20 protein-coding genes are annotated in these 24,594 nt (G+C 55.6%); 3 read left to right on the top strand and 17 right to left on the bottom strand.

The annotated features are described in order from the left end of the window. Positions 1–167 precede the first annotated feature (167 nt). From ACW9I6_RS12190 to hrpB, 16 genes are all read right to left on the bottom strand, one after another. Positions 168–1,046 (bottom strand): hypothetical protein, encoded by an 879-nt coding sequence (locus ACW9I6_RS12190; RefSeq protein ID WP_457339352.1) that lies wholly within the window; start codon positions 1,044–1,046, stop codon positions 168–170. 519 nt (positions 1,047–1,565) lie between these two features. After that, positions 1,566–2,249: a GNAT family N-acetyltransferase gene (locus ACW9I6_RS12195; protein ID WP_457339353.1), complete on the bottom strand. Its 684-nt coding sequence runs from the start codon at positions 2,247–2,249 to the stop codon at positions 1,566–1,568. 152 nt (positions 2,250–2,401) lie between these two features. Next, positions 2,402–3,178 (bottom strand): hypothetical protein, encoded by a 777-nt coding sequence (locus tag ACW9I6_RS12200; RefSeq protein WP_162946111.1) that lies wholly within the window; start codon positions 3,176–3,178, stop codon positions 2,402–2,404. A gap of 490 nt (positions 3,179–3,668) precedes the next feature. Continuing rightward, complete coding sequence (locus ACW9I6_RS12205) at positions 3,669–4,052, bottom strand: hypothetical protein (protein ID WP_106802971.1); 384 nt, start codon at positions 4,050–4,052, stop codon at positions 3,669–3,671. Between the two features lie 140 nt (positions 4,053–4,192). Further along, positions 4,193–5,188: a hypothetical protein gene (locus ACW9I6_RS12210; RefSeq protein WP_457339354.1), complete on the bottom strand. Its 996-nt coding sequence runs from the start codon at positions 5,186–5,188 to the stop codon at positions 4,193–4,195. 28 nt (positions 5,189–5,216) lie between these two features. Continuing rightward, positions 5,217–5,831 carry a GNAT family N-acetyltransferase gene (locus tag ACW9I6_RS12215; protein WP_457339355.1) on the bottom strand — a complete coding sequence of 205 codons (615 nt, stop codon included), beginning with the start codon at positions 5,829–5,831 and terminating at the stop codon, positions 5,217–5,219. Positions 5,832–5,989: 158 nt separating this feature from the next. Further along, positions 5,990–6,178 carry a hypothetical protein gene (locus ACW9I6_RS12220; protein ID WP_457339356.1) on the bottom strand — a complete coding sequence of 63 codons (189 nt, stop codon included), beginning with the start codon at positions 6,176–6,178 and terminating at the stop codon, positions 5,990–5,992. Positions 6,179–6,218: 40 nt separating this feature from the next. Next, a complete protein-coding gene (locus ACW9I6_RS12225) occupies positions 6,219–6,971 on the bottom strand; it encodes a DUF2971 domain-containing protein (RefSeq protein ID WP_457339357.1) in 753 nt (250 codons plus the stop codon). A gap of 154 nt (positions 6,972–7,125) precedes the next feature. After that, positions 7,126–7,887 (bottom strand): hypothetical protein, encoded by a 762-nt coding sequence (locus tag ACW9I6_RS12230; RefSeq protein WP_457339358.1) that lies wholly within the window; start codon positions 7,885–7,887, stop codon positions 7,126–7,128. 190 nt (positions 7,888–8,077) lie between these two features. Continuing rightward, on the bottom strand, positions 8,078–10,723 hold the full coding sequence (locus tag ACW9I6_RS12235) for an AAA family ATPase (RefSeq protein ID WP_457339359.1): 2,646 nt from the start codon (positions 10,721–10,723) through the stop codon (positions 8,078–8,080). Between the two features lie 286 nt (positions 10,724–11,009). After that, positions 11,010–11,489 (bottom strand): tyrosine-type recombinase/integrase, encoded by a 480-nt coding sequence (locus ACW9I6_RS12240; protein WP_457339360.1) that lies wholly within the window; start codon positions 11,487–11,489, stop codon positions 11,010–11,012. Positions 11,490–12,223: 734 nt separating this feature from the next. After that, complete coding sequence (locus tag ACW9I6_RS12245; RefSeq protein WP_457339361.1) at positions 12,224–12,694, bottom strand: hypothetical protein; 471 nt, start codon at positions 12,692–12,694, stop codon at positions 12,224–12,226. Between the two features lie 2 nt (positions 12,695–12,696). Further along, positions 12,697–14,745 (bottom strand): integrase, encoded by a 2,049-nt coding sequence (locus ACW9I6_RS12250; RefSeq protein WP_457339362.1) that lies wholly within the window; start codon positions 14,743–14,745, stop codon positions 12,697–12,699. Then, positions 14,742–16,676, bottom strand: a complete 1,935-nt coding sequence (locus ACW9I6_RS12255; protein WP_457339363.1) for a hypothetical protein — start codon at positions 16,674–16,676, stop codon at positions 14,742–14,744. Before ACW9I6_RS12255 ends, ACW9I6_RS12250 begins: the two co-directional genes overlap by 4 nt. Beyond that, positions 16,669–18,138 (bottom strand): site-specific integrase, encoded by a 1,470-nt coding sequence (locus ACW9I6_RS12260; protein WP_457339364.1) that lies wholly within the window; start codon positions 18,136–18,138, stop codon positions 16,669–16,671. Before ACW9I6_RS12260 ends, ACW9I6_RS12255 begins: the two co-directional genes overlap by 8 nt. 300 nt (positions 18,139–18,438) lie before the next feature. Then, positions 18,439–20,931: an ATP-dependent helicase HrpB gene (hrpB, locus tag ACW9I6_RS12265; RefSeq protein WP_457339365.1), complete on the bottom strand. Its 2,493-nt coding sequence runs from the start codon at positions 20,929–20,931 to the stop codon at positions 18,439–18,441. A gap of 250 nt (positions 20,932–21,181) precedes the next feature. On the opposite strand from hrpB, the gene ACW9I6_RS12270 reads away from it, so the two are divergent. Beyond that, positions 21,182–21,601, top strand: coding sequence for a hypothetical protein (locus ACW9I6_RS12270; RefSeq protein ID WP_003215492.1), 420 nt, complete (start codon positions 21,182–21,184; stop codon positions 21,599–21,601). Positions 21,602–21,616: 15 nt separating this feature from the next. Next, positions 21,617–22,510, top strand: a complete 894-nt coding sequence (locus ACW9I6_RS12275; protein WP_087693591.1) for a cation diffusion facilitator family transporter — start codon at positions 21,617–21,619, stop codon at positions 22,508–22,510. Here ACW9I6_RS12275 and ACW9I6_RS12280 read toward each other — a convergent pair. Further along, the gene (locus tag ACW9I6_RS12280; RefSeq protein ID WP_177020943.1) at positions 22,507–23,634 is read right to left on the bottom strand and encodes a DUF6515 family protein; all 1,128 of its coding nucleotides are present in this window, start codon (positions 23,632–23,634) and stop codon (positions 22,507–22,509) included. The two genes, ACW9I6_RS12275 and ACW9I6_RS12280, sit on opposite strands and share 4 nt — an antisense overlap. 414 nt (positions 23,635–24,048) lie before the next feature. Here ACW9I6_RS12280 and ACW9I6_RS12285 point away from each other — a divergent pair, with 414 nt between their 5' ends. Continuing rightward, complete coding sequence (locus ACW9I6_RS12285) at positions 24,049–24,528, top strand: Lrp/AsnC family transcriptional regulator (protein WP_003194418.1); 480 nt, start codon at positions 24,049–24,051, stop codon at positions 24,526–24,528. Positions 24,529–24,594 lie beyond the last annotated feature (66 nt).

Raw genomic sequence — 24,594 nt, forward strand, 5'->3', positions numbered from 1 at the left:
GAACCTAGGCAGCGTGAATCGTGCCCTTCTACGACCTCAGCCCAGCGCATGGCTGGGCGTGGTTTTCCGTTCTATCAGTGATTGTCAGTAGATGATCGTTCGCAGCGGTGAGGAATGACCTATACATCTGACGTTCATTGAAGACAACACAGCACGCAACCTCATCATCACCAAAGAACTGGTCGTGGGCAGTTGCGAGGATCAGCTTCTAGCATCGACGCGAGATCGCGATCAGACACACGGCGCAACGCCTCGGCTGCAACAAACTGAGCTCGCATCGCAAGTACCATCAGCTCGATCCGAGTCATGCCGTGCGATGCATATCGGGTACCGACATAGTCAGGGAATTGCGCAACAGCGCCGCGAAGACGATCGTCGTGCGCAGTCGATACTTCGCCGATCAGCGCGTCGGCTAGCTTAATCAGTTGGTGCGACAATTTGCGGTATTGCGCCTCGGTCCAGCCGCGCGCGGCAAGTGCCCCTTTGAGCGCCAGTTCCGCGGTCAAGCAGATCGTCTGTGCGGCCGCGTCGATATCGATGTCACCGGCGAGGATGCGAGCGGTCGCTGAGAGGGACGAGCGCGCGTTAGCGAGTAGCTGAGGCGCATCCCCAGTCCCATGCTCCAGATCACTGACTCCATAGGCGAAATCCCACAGGTCGGCGACACCATAAAGGGCACGCCAACCCTGGTCTGGATAATGTTCAAATATAAGTTCCAGCTCATCGTGCGGTATCTCAATGCAGTCGATGGGGTTAATCGAGGCTCCCCCGTATCCTACGGCGATTCGAACCGGATACATCTGGTCACGCAGCGCCACGCCGCCCTTGAGCATCGCTGGCATCGAGAAATCACCTGCCGGGTAGAGCGTATGGTAGATCGCCATGAGTGGGTCCCATATCGCCTTGTCGAACAGATCGCCGGAAATGCCGTTGGCCTTCATCCAGGCCATCGCCACGTGAATCGGCCGCTGGTGGAGTTTCAAGTCCTGCGCGATCAGTTCGTCGTCGCGTTGCCGCACGAACTCCTTGTCGATGGTCTTCGTCATAAAAACTTCTCCGCCAGTTTGGGCTTGATCGTGAGGGGGGTGGGTTCTACTGCCTCGGCCCAGCACGGGCTGGGCTTAGGCGTACCTGGTCGTTTCCCTGCTTACTTCGAAAGTTTGTGCAACGAATCAGCGATACTCGTCATGTCAGAGCTTTTCGTGGTCGAAACCTGGCTCAACAGAATCAAGCCCTCCCAACTGAAACCCACGCTCCAGGTTCAACCGCACTAGCTGGCAACGGTCGTAGTCACCAACGCCGGTAACATGCACGTTACCAGGGCACAATTTCTCGACCAGTTCTGCCCCTAGATCCATGCGCCCGGTCCTGATGAAATGCGCAGCAGCTCTCAATACTCCGATTTGGCTTTCGCTGCTCTCTAGCCCCATTCAAGTATTCCTTCCCTTTTTTTCGTCATTTGCGAAGGCACAAAATTGCGCCTCCCCTACGGCCTCGGCCCAGTATCTGGCTGGGCTTGGGCGTACCTGGGTGTTTTCCTTGGTCAAGGAACGTTGCAGACCGGGTTAGATTGCATCAGCGTGGCTGAGGCCCGTTTTACGCTTAGACACATAGGTCTCCACCTCGGAGATTTTCAGCTCCTGGATGCGACCGAGCTCAGCAAGAATTGCTTCCCCTCTGCCAGCTGAGTTACGCATAAAGGCAGAAACGGCCGTCTGGATCGGCTCGCTGTTATCGAAGCCCAGTACGGTCATCACACCGTGGGGCTTGTTTAGACCCCAACTCATGCCAACCTGCATCATGTCGCTACCAGTGATTCTGAACCCTAACGCTTCGTAGTACGGCACTTTGTCCACGTTGCAGGATAAGCCGATGAAAGTGAATTTCTGCATGATGACGTCAAGCATCGCCTTCATGATCCCCTGGCGACGATAACGCTGGTCAACCACAACATAGTTAAGGCCGCAATCCGTTGGCGGGGTCTTGCCACCGAGATAGATGGCGAAGCCAATAATCTCTTCAGTAGCTCGATCTTTCGCGAATACCGCCCCAGCACGTACCTGGTAGCAGCCGGTTCGTGCGTCATCAAGATAAGCCCGCACCTCGGTTTCTACCTGAGCTATACAGAGGCTACTGGTAGGGCCATGCGGCTTCACATACTTATTGATCAGATCGACATAGTAAGCCCGAGATAAGCGCAAAGCCTGTTCCTGTTCGGCTTGTGTGAACGTCGTTGAAAGAGTGAACATTTTTACAACTCCCTGGTTAGCGCTATGAAAACTTTGTGCTTCCACTGACTCAGCCCCACTTTTCAGGGCGGGGCTTGTGTTATATCTGAGTGATTTCCTCGAATTATCTGGTTAGCGTCTCAAGTGCCTTTGAGAGCCTAATACGGAAGTGGTCAGGCCTTGCGTGGTGCCATGCTTTTCAGGTCCGAGCTTAACGCAATGCCATAAGCATCCGCGATGTTCACAATCTGCAACGCGATCGCTTTCCTTAGACTTGCAAGTGCATCGCTGAACTGTCGCCACTCGGGGTTGCCCCCGTCACAGCGCAAAATCCTCATGTCTATAGACTCAACCGTGTTGAAAAACGTCAGGATGGTCTTGGTGAGCGACAGCAAAATCTGATCTAGGGGGGTTCCATCCACTAGATCGCCGCGAATGGCGAAGAATCGTGATCGGAGTTCATCCAACGATTGTCGAACACGGTCGGGAAACTCTGCATCAAACGTTACCCACAGAGACCTACGGTCCTCCAGGGAGGCGATGATTTTCTTTGCAATTTGAGGTTCCATCCGATTGGCTTGGAGCAAGGCTAGGCTGCGCGAATACCCTTCAGTGCGGACCTCGGTAACCATTGCTTCATGATCTGCCTTCCATCTCCTAAGCTCATCGGCCGAGTACCCATGATGATCGTTATCGATGATGACGCCACACTCCCTACATAGCCATATTCCGTTTTCAAACGACTTGCGCTCTTCAGGGGTTTGAGATGAGCTGTACCGGGGGCCGTGCTCGGATGCCGCATGAATATGCGCAGCATGACCCGTCTTCACCGCTTCGGTCGAAACAGAAGAGGGTCCAATTGTGAGCTTCAAACAATGCGGATTGGAACAAAAGTACGCTGCTCGGCTAGCAAGCGCTTTTTTGATGGTTTCGGAGAAATTATCTCTCATATTACTGCCAACTCCCTGTGCGCTACCCGTCGATTCCGAGGGCCGAGTACGCCCTGCTCGTACGTCCTCGGCCCGCATAGGGCGGGCTTTATGGTGCAGCGATTTTTCCGTTGTTCGTGGGGCTGGTGGACTGGGCGACTTGTAGCCCTGGATGACAGCAGTCAGCAAGCCCACGGGCGCTAGCCAATTTTCCTAAGCCTTCGTAGCGCTTCGTTTCACGCTCGAATGGACCAGTTGCGCTGCCTTAGACCAAAGTGAGTCAACCTCCCTTACCCACTCACGTACGTTGTATTGACCGCCCCTGCCCCGTGAGAAAACTCCCACACAGTGACATGCGGAGAAGTGCCAAATGCTGCTCCAGCGTCCACGGATGCCTGTAGTTTCGTTGAAAGGGCTAGCACCTCTCGCTTTCCGACGCTCGCAGGCCCTATCGGAGTAGTCCTGCACCCACGCCTCAAAGCACCATGGCTCGTTTTCCTGGGATGGGAGGCTAGCCGGCGAACTGCTCCCATTTTCGAATTGCCGCTCTTGCCTCTTTCTCGCCGACACCACTTACCAACGAATCAGCAAATGCCAAGTGAGCATCCATGTAGCGATCAAAATCTTTCTCCGGAGCGCCATTTGAAAGTGCTCGGCTCCACCAGGAGAACGCTACAACAAGCTTGCCAAGTTCAGGGTCGTAATTATCCTTTAATCGTTCGAGACCTCCATCGTTAAATGCTACAGCCCAACCAAACGCCTTTGAAAAGTCACGAACCTTGATTGGTTGGGAGCCTCGCGCAAACTTCTTATGAATAACCGCGTGGACTTTTTGATCCTCTTCATCCGAAGGGTCGTGGAGAAACTCACAGATTCGGCAGGTTTCTACGCTCATAGCTCTGTTCCATCAAAATGGGGCGGCGAAGTGCCCCCTCCTACGACCTTGGCCCCGGTTTTTAGGCCAGGGCTTGAAGGTACAACTGAGCGTTCTCCTACCTTTTTATATTTTGGGTGAACAGGTTGTATAGCGCGTGATCACCAAGAAAACCTCGGCTTGAACTTGGCCAGTACAAACGGTGGAAATCCCATATCTCCGTCGTAAAAATGATCGAAGAAAAAATGCGCCAGAGCATGAGCGGTTGTTCTCCACTGAGCAGTCTGCTGTTTCATGGAGGAGTGGAAAGGTTGGTGGGCTGAATAAATCGCCATGAAGGCTCCCTCCTCTGTTTCTATCCACGAGGTCTGCGATCGAATACTCTCGTAAAACCCTTGAAGGTGCGGCAACAGAGGCGCAAGCCATTCCCAAGCCTCCCACCATGCCCACTCTCTCGATCGGAACTCCTGAACTGCTTGATCATTAGGGAGTTTGCTCTCCAAGTTTTTATACAACTGAACATCCTGGAGCTTTTGAGTGACGTGCTGCACCGCCTCGAATGCGTCGGATGGCACCCGTGCCGTAGAGAAGTCGTAGTAAAAAAGGAATATGAGAAATTTTTCCGCTGGTAGACACTGGGTGATGAGCGCCTTGGCCTCGCTTGCTGAGCCGAGTGGCCTGCTTTGGAGCGTCTGTCCAAAAGATGCCACCTGAGCGCTAATTCCCGGGATTCCAGTGTAATCCTCCCTTAGTCCGGGATCAGCATTCATGATATCGGTCAGTTGGTCCCAGAACACCAGCTCGACGGGGAACAGACCTACAGCGCGCCGCTCATTGTTGAGCTCGATCACCTTGTCCTGCAGTGCTCGATCCGTAGGGGTAGAACAGACGATGTAATACTGGGTTATGACATGCTCAAATTTCTGGGTCTTAGCCAGTTCCTCCAGTACAACAGCATATGTCATCGATTGAAGATTCTTCGACTGAACTGCTTTCCCGCTCTCCTGATGGTAATGATCGACCCCAAATTGCGCCTGACCGCTTCGACCATAAACCCAAGGACGATCAGTGACGCGGAGAAAGTTGGGGGAAAGTTTGTTGACCAGCTTGTCGAACGCTTCACCCGACTCCGGCGGTTGCAGCCTTAGATTGAACATCTTCGTTTTCCTTGAATTCTGCGGTCTATCATTTTCGGGCCTTGAAGAAACGTTTGGCGTTATCCTCGGCGGCCTTCGTTCTCTTTGCGAAAGCGCGATCTGCACGGTCAAGCTCATAGAGGGGAAATTCAGCCTGAGCTTTCTCGCGTTGAGCCATAACCGATGGGTGATTCATCAGGTCATGCGTACTCAAAACTGGAGTGTCCTCTACCGGATCTCCACGGAACATCACGATCTGACCGTGCCTGACAGATTCGCATCGGAAACCAAATCTTTCATAACGTGGCACTAGCGCAACGTCGCAAGACAAAGCCACTGAGGGATAACGTCCAGTGATGTCGTTCATCATCAGGCTCATCAGCCCATTGCCCCTCAGTGCCTTGGCAACGGCGGTGTAATAAATCCCACACTCAGAAGATGACCCGTTCAACGGCAGACCGCAAAGTGTGAAACCTGCCATTACACCATCAGATGAGACTGTCACAAGCTCGAAACGGCGGGGCGCTTCCATCTCGAGGTAGGTGTGGACTTCCAGACGCAGAGCAGCGCAGTAAGCCCCAAACTTAGGATGATCTGCCGGGGGGTGTATCAGGCTTAGTGCCGTCACATTTTGCGAAACAAGGGCCAACACGTCTTCACGCACTTTTTCATCGACAGGAGCTGTGTGTCGCTCAATTCTCATACTGCTTAGACAAACCATTGTCAGTGATTCCGATTCTGTCGCGGGCGCGAAAATCGCCCTGCTTCTACGTCCTCGACCCCGGTTTTTCGGCCGGGGCTTGGGCGCAGCTGAGCGAATTCCTACATCAATTTGAGTTCACGAGCGGCTTCGGCCCAGGCCCAAGATTCGCGCTGTCCCCAACCAGCAACATTTCGCGATTTGGGTGTGACCAGAATTTTGTATCGCACGTTGCCACCAGCAAAACTCCCAGTTTCTTTTACAGCAGTTGCTTCGGGATATTTACAAATGACCAAATCCTTCGCTTTCATACGGATTTCCTTGACTGGATAATCGGTGGTCGCGCTTTCTCTAAGTGACCGTCAGAGCATCGGGCACAATCTTGAAGGACTGAAATGCAAGTCTGGCTTTAAATACAACGACGTTTGGAAAATGCCGCTCAACTTTCTGTCTTACCGAGTTGATCGTCTCGTCGCATAGGGCGCCTAGGATTACCTCTCTCAGCTGAATATCACCACACATTGGCCAGAAATGAAGGGGACCGTCAGCATGCGCAGTTTCCAAGTTAATGAATCGACGGTACTCCTCCTCGTAACGCCATCCCGCGGACTTGGTACACAGCAACTGTTGTTGTAATTCCTCACTCAGATCGGCAAGAGTTTGCTTTGGGCCAAGTGCGGCAAGAATTCGGTCGTCTTGATAGCTGACCTGCTGAACTTGGCTGCGACAAACGTCAAATCCTAAGCAAATACCTGTGTGTTTCTCTGCGTAATGGCTCCACATTACCGGCTCGGACCAGTCTCCGGCGAAGCACAGTAGGCCCATTCGAGAATGGTTTTTATCCTTCCAATCCCTCATAACCTGACGCGTTTTGTGTTCTTTGAAGTTTGCGGCAAGTAGCTCGAAAGGGTCATTCAGATCCGCGAAGCGAGATACCTTGAGACGGTGATTCTCGATGTTGCTGAGTGCGTGTTTTACGCTGGTAAGGTTGTATAGGCGGATCATAGAACTGTCCGCTGGAGGGTGACTCGCAATAGCGCTGCCCATGTCAGATTTGTAGCCTGCAGCTGTCCATTCGCGCCTGCGCATTTCGTTCGTGGGCATAGCTACTTTCCGTTAACTTATTGGCTTGTTGATGGAGCTGGAAGTCATGTTGAAAGCAAGCAATGATGCGAAGACGATATGCTTCATGGTTTTTTCCGTTCTACTCGGGCTTGTAGGTCTGAGCCTCAATATACGCGAGGAATTCTGCAACCTGTCAGAGCACTTTCGTTTTTTGAAATGGTAAGGTCGTCACGCTGTCGTTCGCACCCGTTAGAATCCCGCCATTGCGATGAGCGGCAAATGGCCAATTGAAGTCAACAATCGGCCGCAGAGGTACCCTCATGCCATACAACACCTTATCTTCGGGTTTGAGAAACTTTGTTAAGTCCATCATCCCCGCGAGCTGGAAGCTCGGATTCAGAATTTCTGTACTAAATGCGAATGCAAGGGGGTAGGTCTTGAATGCAGAAATCCACATCAGTTGTTCTGCTGCCCCGAACTCAAAATGGTGCAGGTCCTTGAGCATCCCTTGATGCTTTGAGGGGTAAAGCCACATATGGAACCGTAAAGTAGAATGCAGTCCGACCTGTTTTTGAAGGACAAAACGACGTAGATACCGTGAAAACGTGTGCCGAGCTTGTGGGGCTTCATCCAAGGCCAGCAAGTGTCCAGCAACTGCGCGAGCAACATAGTTGAGGTTGACGTGATGGATGTGCAGAGTGGCCGCAGCAGAAAAACGGCCGATCTCCAGCGCCTTCGATGCAGCCCGGTAAACGGCAATCAATGATGGGTCCAACTCGGTACCGAGAACCCGGTTATTACAGTCAGCACAAAGAGTGGCTTTCTTGACGCCGTTTTGCGCGAGAAAGGTCCCTTGCCGCCCTCTAAAGGTTGGATCAACCTTGTGCAATATCTTTGTCACTCGACGCTGACCGGGCGAAACTAGCCCGCGAGGAAAGAGGTGATCCTCAGTCATAGCTGAGCGCCTTAGACACAGATTACACCGCCGCTTTTGCATCTGATTCCCTATCTTTACCAAAGCGCGAAAACTGCGCCTCTCCTACTGACAAGGCCCCACGTTTTGACGGCGGGGCTTGAGGTACAGAGTGCGATTTTACCTTCAGACCTCTGTAGGCCAGCAGTCTTCATCCTCTATCAGCATGAAGCTAACGCCCCTTCAGCCTCAAACAATTGAGCGTCTCAAGCTGCCGTACAATTTGCTCAACAAGTGCATCATCGAAATCGTCCTTGTTGGCCTCCTCGTGCGTACCTTTGTTCAGGTACATCCAAACCAGTGACTGCTCGGGCTGGCCCAAGATGAGACTGAGCGACTGTATGACGATGGGCTTGTCTAGATGCAAGAATTCAGGCGCCTTGTTCAGACGAGCGAGTATGGCTTCACAGAGGCCGCGCAGGGTCGGCTCAGCACCAGAGCCGGCGATCTTCAGACTCAGTGTCCCCATCTCGAACTTACCTAGCCATCTCCACATCTTGTCCGTCAACATTTCCAGCACTTGTCGTGACTCCGCCAATGCCGTGCGCGCATCACCTCGGTCAATTGCAGCGCGGGCGTTGAGCAAATAGGTTTGCTGGGCGACATTCCCAAGCACGCGAGGCTGGTAGTTCCCGTTGTGGTGCCGGAACACATATGAAATCCAGTGCTCGCTGGGCACGCGATTCTGGACGTCCTTCATGAACTCATTGGAGTGGCAGGTCACGAGCAACTGCGTGCCCGCGAACCGCTCGCTCTCAAATATTGTTTCCCTAATCCCTTGCCGATGCTCGTGGTCGATCGCGTTGATGGCATCATCAAACACAATCACCGGCGCTGCGATCTTCAAGGCCTTGGCCAGCAAGATAGCGAGCCCCAAGCACCGCACATGCCCCTCGCTGAGTATCTGCAACGCATCAACCGATACATCCGGCTTGCCTCGGAAGGAAAGCCCGATTCGCCCTTCCCCTGTCACCGGAAGACTCAGCCCAGCCAGTTTGTCAGCATCAAGGTCGCGGACGTTGAACTCGTTGTACAGCTCAAGAGCTAGGGAATTTAGGCCCGCCATCAAGGTGCCAGGAAGTTGGATCTTGTACCTGCGCAGCAAGACCAGGAATTGGTCATAGGCGATATTGATACGACGGTCGCGAAGGATCGCGTTGGCTTCATCGGCAGCTGACTTAATCAGCTGGGCATTGTCTTGCTCAAAGTCAGCGATGCGCTTTTTCGCCTGCAGCACAGCCTGAGCCAAGCCACGGCGTGTCATCGCATGCGCCCCGACGTCGACTCTAGCGTGGTTTAGTCGGTCCCGCTCAGTTACCAGCTTGCTGCGCTCTGCGTTGGCCAACGCAGACTGGGTGTCCTGTCGCTCCAACTGCCCTGCCCAATCCACAGCCTGCTGAGCCAACGACGGAACTGTCCCATCCGAATTGTACCCGTCTCGCCACCAATCGCGCAGAGGGTCGACGCCCGGATTTGCCAGATAACGCGCCGCAGGATGGTCACTTTCAGCAGTTGCACCCACACGAAGTGCAAACTCCGAAAGCTTGACCCGCAGAGCCTCGGAAGCCGCATTACGTACTTGGATCGCCAGATGATGCCGACCCTGGATTTCTTTGAGCACCTTCAGCCCGGCCAACCCCGCTGTCGCCTTTTCGTACGGGTTGTGCACGACACGATGCTCACCTGCGAAAGGGGTATCACAGGCTGGACAATGGTCACACGCGACATGCTGGAGCCCTATAACAGCATTGTATAGAGCCTGGAATGAAGAGTCGTAAGTCCGCGCTGCGAGTTCGGAAGTGACATCTATCACCACTTGTTGAGATTCGTCGGCTACTTGATACGCCCGAACGAGTTCGGAGCTGCTGATGCCATAGATGAAAGCCGGAGGCTGGTTAAGCTGAGCATCCAGTTGCTGCAGGTGACCTGGGCTCGCCTCGCTCCCGAGGGCGGCAAGCAAGTCTGAATAGGTCATGCCCGGCTGAACGCTCGTAGCATAAGCGTTCTCGATCTGCGCCTGGTGTGCGAGCGCAGCAGCTTCATTGGCGACGGTTTCGTGGTCTTTATTCAAAGAACCGCGCTTCACCGTTAGCTCGACCTGCTTCGAAGCCAAAAGCGTCAAAAGCGCTTCCATCGAATCGTTGAAGTGACCCACGAATTCGTTAAATTGATCCATGCCGAACAACGCGGCGATAAGTTCTGTTTTCTCACCTGACGGTTTGGCTGCAATTCGAGAGAAGGCATCGATTCTGTTCTTCTCGATAAAGCAGAAGCGATAGGCCTCTGAATCAGCGACAACGGGAATCATCTGCCCTTGCGCCGTGACAGCCTTGAGTTCGGGTGGGAGATACCTACCCTCGTGATGGTTGGAAAGATACCGTCCCACCGCGATGCGCTTCATACCAGACTCATCGACAGCCCCCAGCAAAGCGAATTCTAAAGCTTCGCACAAACTGGTCTTTCCACTGCCATTGGGCCCATAGAACAGAGTGATACGTTCATGCAGATCAAACGGCTCGGGGTACCGGAAACCCCTGAATGGGCCTACCTTCAAGTGCTTCAGCTTGTGCCATTGCCAACCGTCTCCGGGCGGCGGAGGTGCGATCAGGGGTAGCGTCGGTGCCGTTGTTGCGAGTGATTCGCGCATCAGACCAATCAGTAGAGCAGATCGCTGGTTACGCTGCCGGCTGGTGTCTGCGACCTCAACAAAACGCTGAAGGACGATATTGGCGACCCTGCGAGCGTCCTCAGAGGCAGCATTCTCGGGTGCATGAATCCAGCGCACGAACTGTTGATAATCCATCAAAGCCGACGTCATCCTTGCCTCCTAGTTCCGAACCTAAATGTTGGCCGCACTTCACGAAAAGCCGACTCAGATTCGAACCCTTAGGGTATGGAGCTGAAGCGACGTGGGATCATCAATAAAGCTTAGCTTGCATGAATGTAAAATTAGTCCATTGGCGCAGCTCCTCACTGGACTGCGAGGCTTGAGGGGCGCTTGGATAACCAGGTGCGGGTTTCTCCTGTTCAACTACAACCGGGCCAAAGGCCTCCCGGACCACGTTCCTGTGCAAAAATGGATCCAACAAACACTACTGATGTCTCTATGCCAGCGCAATCTCGAATGCATGCCGAATTGTTGCTTGGTTGACTGCCAAGTAAGGCTTGCAGTGATCAATACTGGAATGACCGAGTATCGTCTGCACCGTCTCAAAATCGCCTGTTGCCGCGAGTATCTTGGCCGCTAGTGAGCGCCTGCCGCTGTGCGACGATCCCTGCTTGATACCCGCCTGCCGGTAGAGCCTGCTAATGGTCTGTTGGAGCGAATCACAGGCCCTATAAACCTCTGGCCTTCCGTGCAGCTCACGATGTTTGAACGCCAGTTCAAAGGCTTGACCCTTGTGTGTAGTAACCAGCTTCGAACCTGGGCGCAGGCCTCGGTATTCGTCAGTACCGGAAAGGCCCCAGCGGCGCCGCAAGCGAACAGCGATCCAGCCTTCCAAGGCGTCAAGGCATCGTGGATGGGGGCCTGCAGGAAGTTGCCGGTTCAGCGGGCGTGTGAAATCGACCAGTTGCTGCCGCATAAGTGGCAACCGGCTCAATCACGTAAGGCGTGATGGCCGGACGCTTACAATTCACATTCGGTTTGACAGCGTTAGGAAAGCTTACTCGGACTCTGACGACTACACATTACGGCACACATTGACTACATGCTTTTTAGAAGTTGCAAAGCTGCAAGGTCCCAAGCCCGTGAGGGAAGCGAGTCAGTCTTATCTGGCTAATGTTGACATTTGAGTCAACCGGCCATAGAGTTTTCACGGTAGCCCTTGAGGCACTTGAGCTTTAACCCCTTGAGGGATTTGCAGAGCCCGGCTAATTTCCGGGCTTTTGCCTTTCTGAGACTTCTGCTGACGCGGCTGCCACCAACGTACTGAAACTTCATGCTCCGTCCGCTCCCGCAGCTTGATCGCCATCTCAATATCTAGATACGCCTCCTTGTCAACCGAGAGCGATCCTGCGTCTTTGGCCTTAGCATGCAGCCAGGCCCTGCTTTTCTCATAGTCACTGCAGAACACGAATATCGACCCCATGCAGAAAGCTGCAAGCCTAGTGCTGCTGAGTTTGCCTGAGAGTCATATCGAGCTCGACACAATGAGTCAGTTGGAGCAGGCTTCCAGAGAAACCTACATCTTTCTGATCAAGCGGTTTTAATCGTGCCAGTCGGCTCAAGCTGAATTATTTCGTCGTCGCAATGACAAAGCTGCGCAAGAAGTTCTCTTGGGGGCCACCCCGTTAACACGGAAATTTTCGAATAAGCTCACGCCGAGGTGAAGGTCACGCCTTTGTCACTACGCAGTAAGGGTTCGACCTTCTCCGAGTGGCCCGAGCGGCTATAAGCCATCGAATGTTCCAGCTCGCGCACCCGTTGCCACAACTTCATATTCTGAGCCAGCACGTTGTCACGCTGCATCTGAGCGATTGATAGCGTTTTTTCCAACGCGGCCAGCTGACTTTCCATCTGCCGGATTTTTTTGCCGCTCAATGAACCCGCCCCGTTGCCGGCCTCTGCCCGAACCGCCTCGATTTGAGCCAGTAGCGGTAAATGCGCTTTACGCGACTTTTTCAAGTAGCCACGATCAAATCCAGCCTCCAGGCTGACAATGCTGGCAGTGAGTTTCGACAGGTCTAAACCAACATGCTCGCGCACAACAGGCTTACCAACCAAGAGGCGCTGCAAGGCTTCCTCGCAGGCGCCCACCCCCTTGCTTGTTCCGTCACCAGGCTTCATGGTTAAACCTCCACTGAGTCAATCAGGCGGGCTTTGAAGGCGGTTAAACGCTCAATGTCGCCCTTCACAATTTGATATTCGCCCGAGCCTTCTGCGTAACTGCACAATTCATTCTCCGCATCCTGAATCGCCGCATTGAGCTTATAAGGCTTGATAATCGCGCCCTCGCAAGACAGGCATTCCGTGTAGTCACCGAGCATGAAGGAGTAGCAACGGCCCGCCTTAGTACAGCCACCGAGCAGTGTCGGACGGTAGCTAATTGCACCGCTTTTAACCCGTTGTTCGGTGTCGGCGCGGACATCTTCAATCTGAATCTCACCCGCCTTAACCCGCTCTTTCTGTTTCTCCATGTACGAGCCGGTGCCGCCGAACAACGGTTCCTCATTAAACAGAAGATCGGCAATCAACTGGTTCGACACCGACATGGGCACGGCCATCTGATACTCGAAGGCGAAGTGATTGCTTGGCAGCACAAAGTCCTTCTTCTTGTCGTCGTAGTAGCCAAAAATGGTACGCAGGTTATCGTAGCCATTCGCGTAATAGCGCGACATTTCAATCGTCATGTGCTTGAACTGCGCCCGCAGCGTCGGCAAGGAAAGAAAACCGCTACTGCTGCCATAGAATGCCAGCGAGCGCCGAAACTGATGACTTGTCAGCGGCCAAGGCTGGCCTGCAGCAAACGCTGGCTCATTGTAAAAGTCACGAGAAGGATCGCTCTGCGCCAGTTCCTGTAAGTCCTCTGGATGAATCGACAGCCCGTGCAAAGCAGTTCTTTGTGTCCCTCTCGCCTTAAAACTCGTCACGCCAACTTCGGCACTGTTCCGCGCATAACCAACAATGGAAGGGTTGAGAAACAGCGGGCAACGGGCATCCAACTCGATTTTGTAGAGTTTGGCGAGTCCGCGACAAATCGCCTGGGCGACTTCGACCGCCTTGACGACCTCCCTCGGCGCGAACCATGCGGCTTCTCGGTTGTAACCGGTGAATTTTGTGGTGGTTGAGAGGACGTTTACTGACCGCGGCTTATCACGTTCAATGCCCAGATCATCGACGACCACCTGCCTGACGACTTGATCGGACAAACAGTAATACGGCATTCGCATCACCTCCTGATCGCGCATGCCGGTATAGAGGTGGATCACCGTTTTCACCACATACTGCATTCGGAGCAAGCGCAGTTGCAGATTTCTCCTCCCAGAACACTCAAACTCACCAGCAAACACTAAAGTCAGACCATGATCCTTGATCGCTTGCCCCATGTCGGGCCGCCGGTGCGCCTTGCCACCAACCCCCAAAGAATTCTGTCTGTCATGAGTAATGCCGTAATGCTCATCAGCAAAGCAGGCGATAAAGGACTCGAAACGCCCAACACCTACATAAAGCTGATCGAGCAGGTCGCCAGTAAGATTGATGAGATTCAAATAGATTCGTGTCGGAATGACTGGATGCTGCTTGTGCTCTGGTCGTGACAAATCAAATTTGGCGGGATTGATCACGGCATAACCCAACCGTTCTTCGCCCACCCTGGCCAAGCCTTTCAAAACCCCAGAAAAAACCTTTTTATCGAAGCTACTTTGGCCAATAAAAGCCGCCAGATAAACCGGCACGGTAAAGATCTGCCGCAAGGACAGCACGCCAACCATGGGCTTCTGTTTCTGCTCATAGCAGAACTGAATGGCTAAGCGCAGCAATAGCCAATACTGGCAAAATGTGCTTGCGCTCAGCTTACCGAGTCGCCCGCCACCGGCAAAATAGATCAGGCAATACAGCAGATGTTTGGCTTCTTCGATCAGCGCCTGCTGCTGTAGGCCACTTTCGTTGAATACCGTATCAAAACGTATTCGCGCGAGTTTTTTTGCACTCAGCCGGTATGGGTTAAAGTCCCAAACGCGCTCACCGTATGCCGCCGTGGCGTTGCCTTTCGCATCACGACAAAGAACGAACTCGGGTGCGGGCTTGCCGTAGAGTTGCGGCGCCTTATCTGGCTCACTGGTTGGCGAAAACTGGCCGCTGGAAAAGAGACTGCCGATGGACTGGACAACAGCGTTCAAAATACCACTCCCATTTTTTCATAACGGCTCAGACGGCTTTCCCAGAAAGGCGTGAGCTCACCGTATTCAAACACCTTGGCCTTGATCGCTTCGACCAACTGCTTCACCGCATTCGAACGCTCGCCAAGCGCCTCAAGGATGAACTCGATTCGTATCGACAACTCTTTGTAGAGCGCTTCAGCATGAGCCGAATCGGGCGCGGCTTCACGCACCGCATTGATCACATACTGCAAGCTCACAATCTTGTGCAGGTCTTCTTCATCGCTGTGACAGATATAGTGCTCGCAGTACAAGCAGCCGTATTGGCTGCGGCAGTTCGGCTCGATTACAACAGCCCCTAAATCATGCACAGGAATCGGCCGACTGAACCCGTCACAGTGACCCGCCGCCGTTCCGATCTCGCCTTCTGCAGGCCTATGGCTGCGCTCAAACGCGACTTTTGCTGTATGGCGCATGGCCTGCCAAAACTGTCCGAACTCAGCTTTCTGCTGCTCAGGAGTAGCCTCCGAATAAGTCGAAAGATTGACCATCAAACTCTGATTCAAGGTTGCCGCTACCGTGGACGGCGACACGCCAGCGGTATGCATCCCAAGGCTCTTGTACTTGCGCATCTTGCGCGGCGAAAGTCTTGGTACCTTGGGGTCAAGGAAGGTGCCGCTGATGAAGTTGAAGAATTTTTTCATCAACATAGTTGTGTTAAATTCAGAAAATTCGTTATCGGGGCTTGCTAGTTCGCCACTCGCGGGCATCGTAAAGAACAGCCGCTCATGCGACACGCCATTCAGAATCCACTCACGGAGCTTCAGGTACTCCTTGAGCAGCGGCAACCCTGTGTCACGCCCGATGTTATAAAGAGTTGATTTCCCGCCCGCCCGGAACTTCACAGCCGACAACTCTTTCTTGATTGGAGATTTCTCAACCTCGATCGCGTCTATATAGCTAAACTGGTCAAACTCGGTCGGCGTGGCGCCTGTGATCATAAGGAAAAGGCTTGCGTAGGCTTTCGCGGCAAAACCCGCCACTTGAAGCCGGTGCCAGTAGCGCCCATATTCGTTGGCCGCATCCAAACTCGCTTGTGCGTTTAATAGAGTGCGCTCTGCTTCCGATTTTTTGTATAGCCTTCGCCCCAACCTGTCAGCAGCTGCCAAATATTCTTCGACCGTCGCAATCCGTCGCTCGCCGGCATTATAATTAAGCGGCGACGTCTTGAATGGGCCAACCCAACCATGGCTTGATGGAAACACAACCACCTCATAATCCCTGATGCTCACAACAAAGGGATATGGCTGGCTGTTCAGGACGAAAACACTGCATTGCTGGGCAATCGCCAAACAAGCGTCCCGGCACACCTCAACATGGGCAGCGCTGGCTGCCTCAGAACCTTTTTCGGCAATGATCGGGACCGCACCTGCTAGGATATGGTGACTGTCTTCTGGATAAAGCAGTTCAATAATCCTTGAAACATTCAACTGACTATTTTTCGCACTGACGGGCTTCAATACATGATGGGCTATTTGATGATTCAGGTGCGCGGTATAGTCTCGATAGGCTTGCTGGGCTTGCGCTGCACTGGCAAAAATTTCCCTGTAGCCTTGCGCGTTCAGCCAGTCGATAAAATATGCGGTAAGTGTCAATCGCAATAGGACTGTCTTATCACGCAGACCGATAAAGGACTCTAGCAGCCTCACAATCAGTTCACGACGGCCTTCGACAAAAGACTCAATCCCTACCGGCGTGCCGCGATCATCCCGAACGCTTTCATTCTTACCACGCAGCAAATATGCAAAACTGCCAATATCCAACGGCTTCTTCATCACCTTCGGAGACAGTTGCAAACGCAAGCGCTCAGGCTCAGCAAACTCATAAGTGACTTCACTCATCGTAATAATCTGCGTATTGGCACGATGCTCAAATTGCTGACGACTATTCATCTTGCGCCTCCACCTTCAGCACCGCGTAGCCGCCATTGAACAACTTCCTCTCCCAAACCTCTTGGGCAATGACCTTTTCGTGAGTCATCTTGAACAACTTTAGGTAGTTCTCTGTCGTTCCCCTGGACTCGTGGTGCATGCGCTTCTGAATAAAATCAATGTCTTCGCCCGGCTTCAACTCTCCCTCCTGAACCAATGCCTGCAGGCGCTGGTAGAGCTGATATCCAAAGGTCGCTCGCAGCCAGTGATATGAAAAGTCTTTCGGAAATGGGCTAGAGGCTTTCTGGATCAACTTGCGCTTAACTGTTTCCGTGACCTGCCCTGTCTGCGGCGACTTAACAATCGTATAGCGCGGATCGCTTTTGGCCATGTAGTAGCAGTTACCTTGATCTGAAAGAAACAGATACATATCATCTTCCTCCAGCGTCAGACCGGGATGACTTGTCTCTAACTGAGCTAGAAACTTTTTCCTCCGTTTCTTCATCATTGGGCTTTTGGCAAGCGTAACAAGTTCTTCGGCAAGTTGCTTCGGGACGTACAGGACCTGCGGTTTGTCGTATTTCGTATCGATGCCTGTGCAGGGGCCAGCATGTAATTTATAGGCACCCTCCCGCTCCAGTTTGTCCTCTGTAAAGCCTTTCAAATTCTTCAAGCGCATGGTCAGAACGGTTTGCTTGCGGGCGCCCGTCATTAGCGAGGTCATCAGGATCAATCGCTCAACTGCAGACCATTCTTTTTCATTGCGAATGGTGGACAGAAACGCACCCAACTCAAGATTATAAAGCGGCCTGAGGTCTTCGCCGTCATCGCGAACGAACCCTAGCTGCACAGAACTACCCGGCGACGTACGTCGCGTTTGGCTGCGTTTTTCTGCATCTACGACCTTGACACCTTTAAACCCCTGCGCGATGAACCGTACCTGCTTGATCGTATCTACACGTTTCATGTCGAGATCATGCCAATACTCGGAAACGTACTTATAAAAGTGGTAGATAACACCTGTGTATTGATTTATCACCTGATTACTGCGGCTGCCTTCGTTAATCAAGTGGTAGAAATACTTATATGTCGGACGAAGTGGAGGCCGAGCACCGGAGAAGTCGAGCCAATCAAGATTGTTATCCTCACAGAACAACAGGTAATCAAGTAGTTTGCTGGCACGACGCCGAACATCGCCAGTGCGCCGATTGATCGGAGCCTTTTCACGCATTAGGTTCAGCAGATAATCATTAGCCTCTTTCCACGGATATCCATTTAAATGAAACAGAAACGGGAAATTATATAAATCAGGGTAGTTGTCTCCACCAACCTCACCAACTTGATACACAATTTCAGAGCCGCTTCCTTCCAGCAGGATTTTTTTTGCGTCGGGCGCTTCACTGACGCAGAGACTTGAGAAGGCGTTTCGAAGGGTCGAAAGAAGAACCAGGCGCGCTTCGTGCTGAGGATTTCGATAGGACATGACTCACCTTTAACGTAGATGAGACGACAGTATCGATTAGGCGTTTTCGATGCATCCCTAATCAATTCCCTCACCCCGCCGCAGTGAGATTGGAGGCCGTATTGCAACTAAAGCAGCTGTAGGCTGCCTTCTACCTCAAAGCAGCGAGTAGCGCGGTCATGCACAAAGACCTTCAGAACGAGCTGCAAAAGCCCTATCCGCGCGATTCCCCCTCCGGCTGTATCCCCGCTCACGAGGATTTTCAGGCACGATCTGTCAACGATCCATGTTACAGAAGGGCGTCTTTGCGAAAACTGTCAATCACTTCTTGTTAAGTGAATCTACCCATGGGTCCAACTTATGGAATAGCTTGGGATATCGCCCCTTCAAATCCTTCTTCACCTCGGCGTAAGTACTGCGCCAGAAGTTCGCCAGGTCCTGCGTCACCTGCACGGGCCGTCTGGCCGGCGACAACAGGTGCAGCTTGACCACCTGCCGCCCGCCGGCAATCCGCGGCGTATCCGCCAGCCCGAACAATTCCTGCAAGCGCACCGCCAGAATCGGCGGCTGCTCGCTGTAGTCCAGCCGCACCGACGAGCCCGACGGCACCTTCAGATGGTGCGGCGCCAGCTCGTCCAACCGCGCCGGCAACGGCCACGGCAGCAGGTTATGCAGGAAGCTGGAAATATCCAGATTGGCGAAATGGCTCAGGCGCGACACCTTGCCCAGGTAAGGCATCAACCAGTGTTCCAGGCTGGCAAGCAAGGCGCTGTCGCTGACATCCGGCCATTCACTGGCCTTGCCGCTATCCAGACCACGCAGCAGCATCACCCGCGCCTGCCATTGGCGCAGCTCCGGGGTCCAGGGCAGCAGTTCCAGGCCTTTGCGCCGCACCAGGTTGACCAGCGCCTGGCTGCGGGCGGACTCGTCGAGGCCGGTCAGCGGTTCGCGGCTGAGCACCAGTTCGCCGACCTTGCGCTGGCGTTCGGCGCGTAGCACGCCTTCGCGCTCATCCCAGTCAAGCTGGTCGACATTACGCACCTGCTCGGCCAACACCGAGTCGAACAGCGCCGGATCAAAATCCGCCGCGAGGTAAATCCGTTCTTCACGCTGGCCCTGGCGGCTGCCCAGATCGGCAATCACCAGCCAGGGTTGTTTCATCAGGCTGTCGGCTTCGGCGAACAACGCGGCACGGCCGTTGGCGAGGCGGTATTCGGCACCGCCCGCCCGCCGTTGCTGGGCGACGCGGTCCGGGTAGGCCAGCGCCAGCAAGGCTCCGAGCCAGCGCGGATGATCGGGATCAGCCACCGGCTGCTCTGCCTTGCCTCTTAAATAGCCACGGTATTGCCGCGCCAGTTGGCGGGCACGCTGCACGCCGCCCTGGGTGCCACGGGCCTTTTCTTCACCGGATAACAGGGCCAGGCGGCTGTGCAAATCCGCACCGGCACCACGCAGGATATCGCGCTCACCCAACAGTGCCGCCACGTCACAGGCCATACTCGCCAGGCCCAGATCCTGACCACGCAGCAGCAAATGAGCGATTCGCGGGTGCGCCGGCAACCCGGCCATTTTCTGGCCGTGGGCGGTCAGCTTGGTATCGCTCAACGCTCCGAGGCGCTCGAGCAAATCCTGGGCCTGTGCATAAGCCGCGGTGGGCGGAACGTCGAGCCATACCAACTGAGTAGGCGCCACGCCCCAGCGGCCCAATTGCAGGGCCAAACCGGAAAGATCCGCCGAGAGAATTTCCGCACTGGAATACGCCGCCAGCCCTTCATGCTGGTCTTCGGACCACAACCGATAACACACCCCCGGCTCCAGGCGCCCTGCCCGGCCGGCACGCTGGGTGGCGCTGGCGCGGGAGATGCGCTGGGTGTCGAGACGGGTCATGCCGATGCCCGGGTCGAAACGCGGGACCCGCGCCAACCCGGCGTCGATCACCACGCGCACGCCGTTGATGGTCAGGCTGGTCTCGGCAATGTTGGTGGCCAGCACCACTTTGCGCTTGCCGGCGGGCGCCGGGTCGATGGCGGCGCGTTGGGCGGCCAGGTCCAGTTCGCCGTGCAGCGGGCATAGCAGCACCTCGGGGTTATCGCCCAGCGCGTCAGCCAATTGCTGATTAACCCGACGAATCTCGGCCTGCCCCGGCAGGAACACCAGCACGCTGCCGGTTTCATCATGTAGGGCTTCAAGGATGGTCTGCACCAACCGTGGCTCGATAAATTCGCCGGGCTGGAATGGCCGGCCCCAGCGCATCTGCACCGGGTACATGCGCCCTTCGCTGCGCAGGATCGGCGCGTCGTCCAGCAACCCGGCCAGGCGTTCGCCTTCCAGGGTGGCGGACATCAGCAAAATCTTCAGTGGCTGCTCGTCGCGAAACAGGTCTCGACCATTAAGACTAAGGGCCAGCGCCAGATCGGCGTCCAGGCTGCGTTCGTGGAACTCGTCGAAGATCAACAAACCCACGCCGTCGAGTGCCGGGTCATCCTGCAGGCGCCGAGTGAGGATGCCTTCGGTGACCACTTCGATGCGGGTGTTGGGGCCGACCTTACTGTCGAGGCGAATGCGGTAGCCAACGGTTTCGCCGACCTTTTCCCCCAACTCGCTGGCCAGCCTTTCTGCCGCTGCACGGGCGGCCAGGCGGCGGGGCTCGAGCATCAGGATGGTTTGCCCGGCCAGCCAGGGTTCATTCAACAGCGCCAATGGCACCCGTGTGGTTTTACCGGCGCCGGGCGGTGCTTCGAGCACGGCTTCATGGCGCGTCGCCAGGGCGTCACGCAGGGCGGGTAAAACATCATCGATTGGCAACGAATTCATACTGGCTCCAAAGCAGAGCGGCGAGTATAACGGCGAACTGCCGGGTGTCGGTGGTGGTCTCAACGACACGGCCCCGTACTGACTGGAATGCGGTCAAAGGTGGGAGCGGGCTTGCCTGCGATAGCGGTGTGTCAGCCAACACACCTGAAACTGAACCACCGCCATCGCAGGCAAGCCAGCTCCCACACTTGATCATCGTCGCCTTGTAGACTGGCTTATAGTCACTTTCATTATGTTCAAGGAGAGTCCCATGCGTGTTGCTTCCCGTGTCATCGGCGGTGTTCTGGCCGTCACCCTGCTGAGCCAGTTGACGGCCTGCGGCTCGATTTTCTACCCCGACCGCCGGGGCCAGATCGACGGCAAGATCGACCCGGCAATTGCCGTGCTCGATGCGGTCGGCCTGCTGTTCTACGTGATCCCGGGCCTGATCGCCTTTGGTGTCGACTTCGCCACCGGCGCGATCTACTTCGAGCCGGGCAAAACCGCCCAGGTAGCTCCGGAAAAACTCCAGCAAGCCATCGGCGCCGACGGCAAGGTCGATAACGCCAAGCTGCAAACCATCATCCAGAAAGAAACCGGGCGCAATCTGCCGCTGGACGACCCGCGCATGATCCAGTTCAAGGGCAGCGTGCAACAACTCGCCACCCTGGGCCTGCAACCCGCCGCTTAAGGACTGACCCGCCCCATGACCACCAGTCCCGAACACGCCCGGCTGTTGCGCCTGGCCACCCGCGCTTCCGTCGGCGTGGCCTGTGTGCTGATTGTGACCAAGGCCATCGCCTGGTGGCTCAGCGGCTCGGTGAGCATGCTCGCCGGGCTGACCGACTCGCTGCTCGACGGCGTCACCTCGCTGCTCAACTTGCTGGCCGTGCACTACGCGTTGCGCCCGGCCGATGACGATCACCGGTATGGCCACGGCAAGGCGGAATCCCTGTCGGGCATGGCCCAGGCGTTGTTCATCGCCGGCAGTGCGGTGTTGATCGCCTTCCAGGCGTTCCAGCGTTTGCAGCATCCGGAACCTGTGGGCGCGCCATGGCTGAGTATTGGCGTGATCGTTCTGTCCCTGGCGTTGACGGCGGCGCTGCTGATCCTGCAATACCGGGTGATCCGCGAAACCGGCTCCAACGCCATCCGCGCCGACTCGCTGCACTATCGCTCAGACATGATGCTCAACGGCAGCATCCTGGTGGCGCTGGTGCTGGCGGCGTTTGGTTTTCATCAGGTGGACGCCTGGTTCGGCCTGGGCATCGCGGCCTACATTTTGTGGAGCGCCATCCAGATCGCCCGGGAAAGTTTTTCGGTGCTGATGGACGAGGAACTGCCGCCGGATGTCAGCCAGCACATGCTCGAACTGGCGTGCAGCGTGCCCGGTGTATTGGGTGCCCATGACCTGCGCACGCGGATTTCCGGCAGCCACTGGTTCGTGCAGCTGCACCTGGAGTTACCGGGGGAATTGAGTTTGTCCGTGGCCCACGGCATCAGCGACCAGGCCGCCGATGCCATCCACAACGCCTACCCGCGAGCCGAAGTGCTGGTGCACGCCGACCCGCAGGAAGTGGTCAAGGGCGCGAAGGCCTAGTACTGCACCTGATAGCCGCGACTGCTCAGGCAGTTGCCCTGGGCCTGGCGGTAGGTTTGCACCACGGCCGGGTCGGGGGCGTAGGTGACGGTCCTTGGGTCAAAGCCACTTTGTTGCACCGCCCAGCGATAGCAGTCGTAACCATCCTGCTGGACCTGCGCCGGTGACTGGCCGTTGGCCGGGTAAGCCACCACGTCATAACCATTGCCCTGGGGCACGGGTTGCGGCGCTGGCGCGGCGGGTGGCGGCTGCACCACAACGTACTGCTGGCTGCTTTCTTCGTAGGTGTAATAGGCACCGGCGGCGAGGAAGAACAGCGCACTGCCCACCCACACTTCCCGCGCGTAGTCGGGCAGGTATTGCACGCGAATCCCGTAAGGCGGCGTCACGACGACATAGCGCGGGCCTTGTGGGCGATACCAGTAGCCACCCGAGAAGAAGTAGTCCTGGCCGCGATACGGCACGCGGTAATTGCGGTCGGGGAAGCGGTCGACGATGTAACCCGGACGGTATTGCGGGCCTGGGCCCCAGCCATTGCCGTGCCCGTCGGGGCGGCCTGGCCAGCGGTGATCGTTGGGGTGGTTATTGCCACCGCCGTTACCCCCGTTGAAGCCGGGCCGGCCCGGGCCACCCTGGCCGCCATTGCCGGCCTGCCAATGCTGGTTGCCGTCGTTGCGACGCGGGATGTCCTGGTAATTGCCCTGACGCGGTTCCTGGGTCTGGCGCACGGTATCCGGGCGACCCTGGATCGGCAGGTTATTGGCCGGCTGCGGCGCCGGGTGCGGAGGTTGCTGTTGATTGCCTTGCGGGCGACCTTGCCACTGGCCACCTCCGTTCGGGCGCTCAATGTTCTGGTTCTGCGGCCGTGGCTGATTGTTTTCGAAATGCTGATTCTGCGGACGCGGCTGATTGTTCTCGGGCCGAGGGGCTACAGGGCGCGGTTGACTATTTTGTGGTCGCGGTTGGTTGTTCTGCGGCCGAGGCTGATTATTGCCTGGATGCCCTTCCGGGCCTCTTTCATGCTGACCACCGCCTTCCTGGCGTGGCGGGTCGTCGGCCATCACTTGCGCACCAACGCTCATCATCAGCAAACCAACACCTGCCAAACGCCAGATGCGCTTCATGCTATTCCTCACTGCGGATTAGGGCCTACACGTAAGACTGGAAAACCGGGGCCCGGTTCTGCGAGAGGTTATCAGTCACGAGAAGTATTTTCGCAGGCAATAAAAAGGGGCGACCCGTCGGTCGCCCCTTGAGAACTTCGTCCTGGCTCAACGCTTTTGACGTTGGCTCACCTCACGCCGTCTTGTGGACAGTGTGCAGCCCGGGGGCCGGGGCAACCCTGTGGGGTTGGCGGCCGCAGCCGGCCTTATTGGCGGGCTGCAGTGGACTGTATGTCCGGGCAGTGATTCTGTTGATAACTCTACGCCTCGGCCTCGGGCAGATGATTGCGAAGATTGCGTCAATAAACAGTGCTTGCGCAATTTTTAACCCTGGATAGATAATTCACCGCAATAGTTACGACAAAGGCCAGCCCCATGAGCAAACTTGACCGATACGACCTGAGTATTTTGGCGGAATTGCAGCGCGACGCGAGGATCTCCAACCAGGAGTTGGCCGAGCGCATCGGCCTGTCGCCTTCGCCGTGCTCACGCCGGGTCAAGCAACTCGAAGACGACGGCTACATCGCCCGCCAGGTCGCCTTGCTCGACCGCAAGATGCTCGGCCTGAGTCTCACGGCCTACGTGCTGATCGGCATGGACCGACACACCCCCGAACGTTTCGAGAACTTCGAAGCGGCCATCCGCACCTTGCCGCAAGTGCTGGAATGCAGCCTGGTGACCGGGATGGACGCCGACTATCAGCTGAAAGTGGTGGTGCCAGACATGGATCACTACCAGAAGCTGCTGCTGGGCCACCTGACGCGCATCGAAGGCGTCACCAGCGTGCGCTCAAGCTTTGTGCTGAACCAGGTGCTCAACAGCACCGAGCTGCCGCTGACCCACCTGCGCACTTAAGACCAGCGCCGAACAAATGTGGGAGCGGGCTTGCTCGCGAATGCGGTGTGCCAGGCACCGAATGTG

This window comes from Pseudomonas sp. SDO5522_S412, from assembly GCF_054071215.1.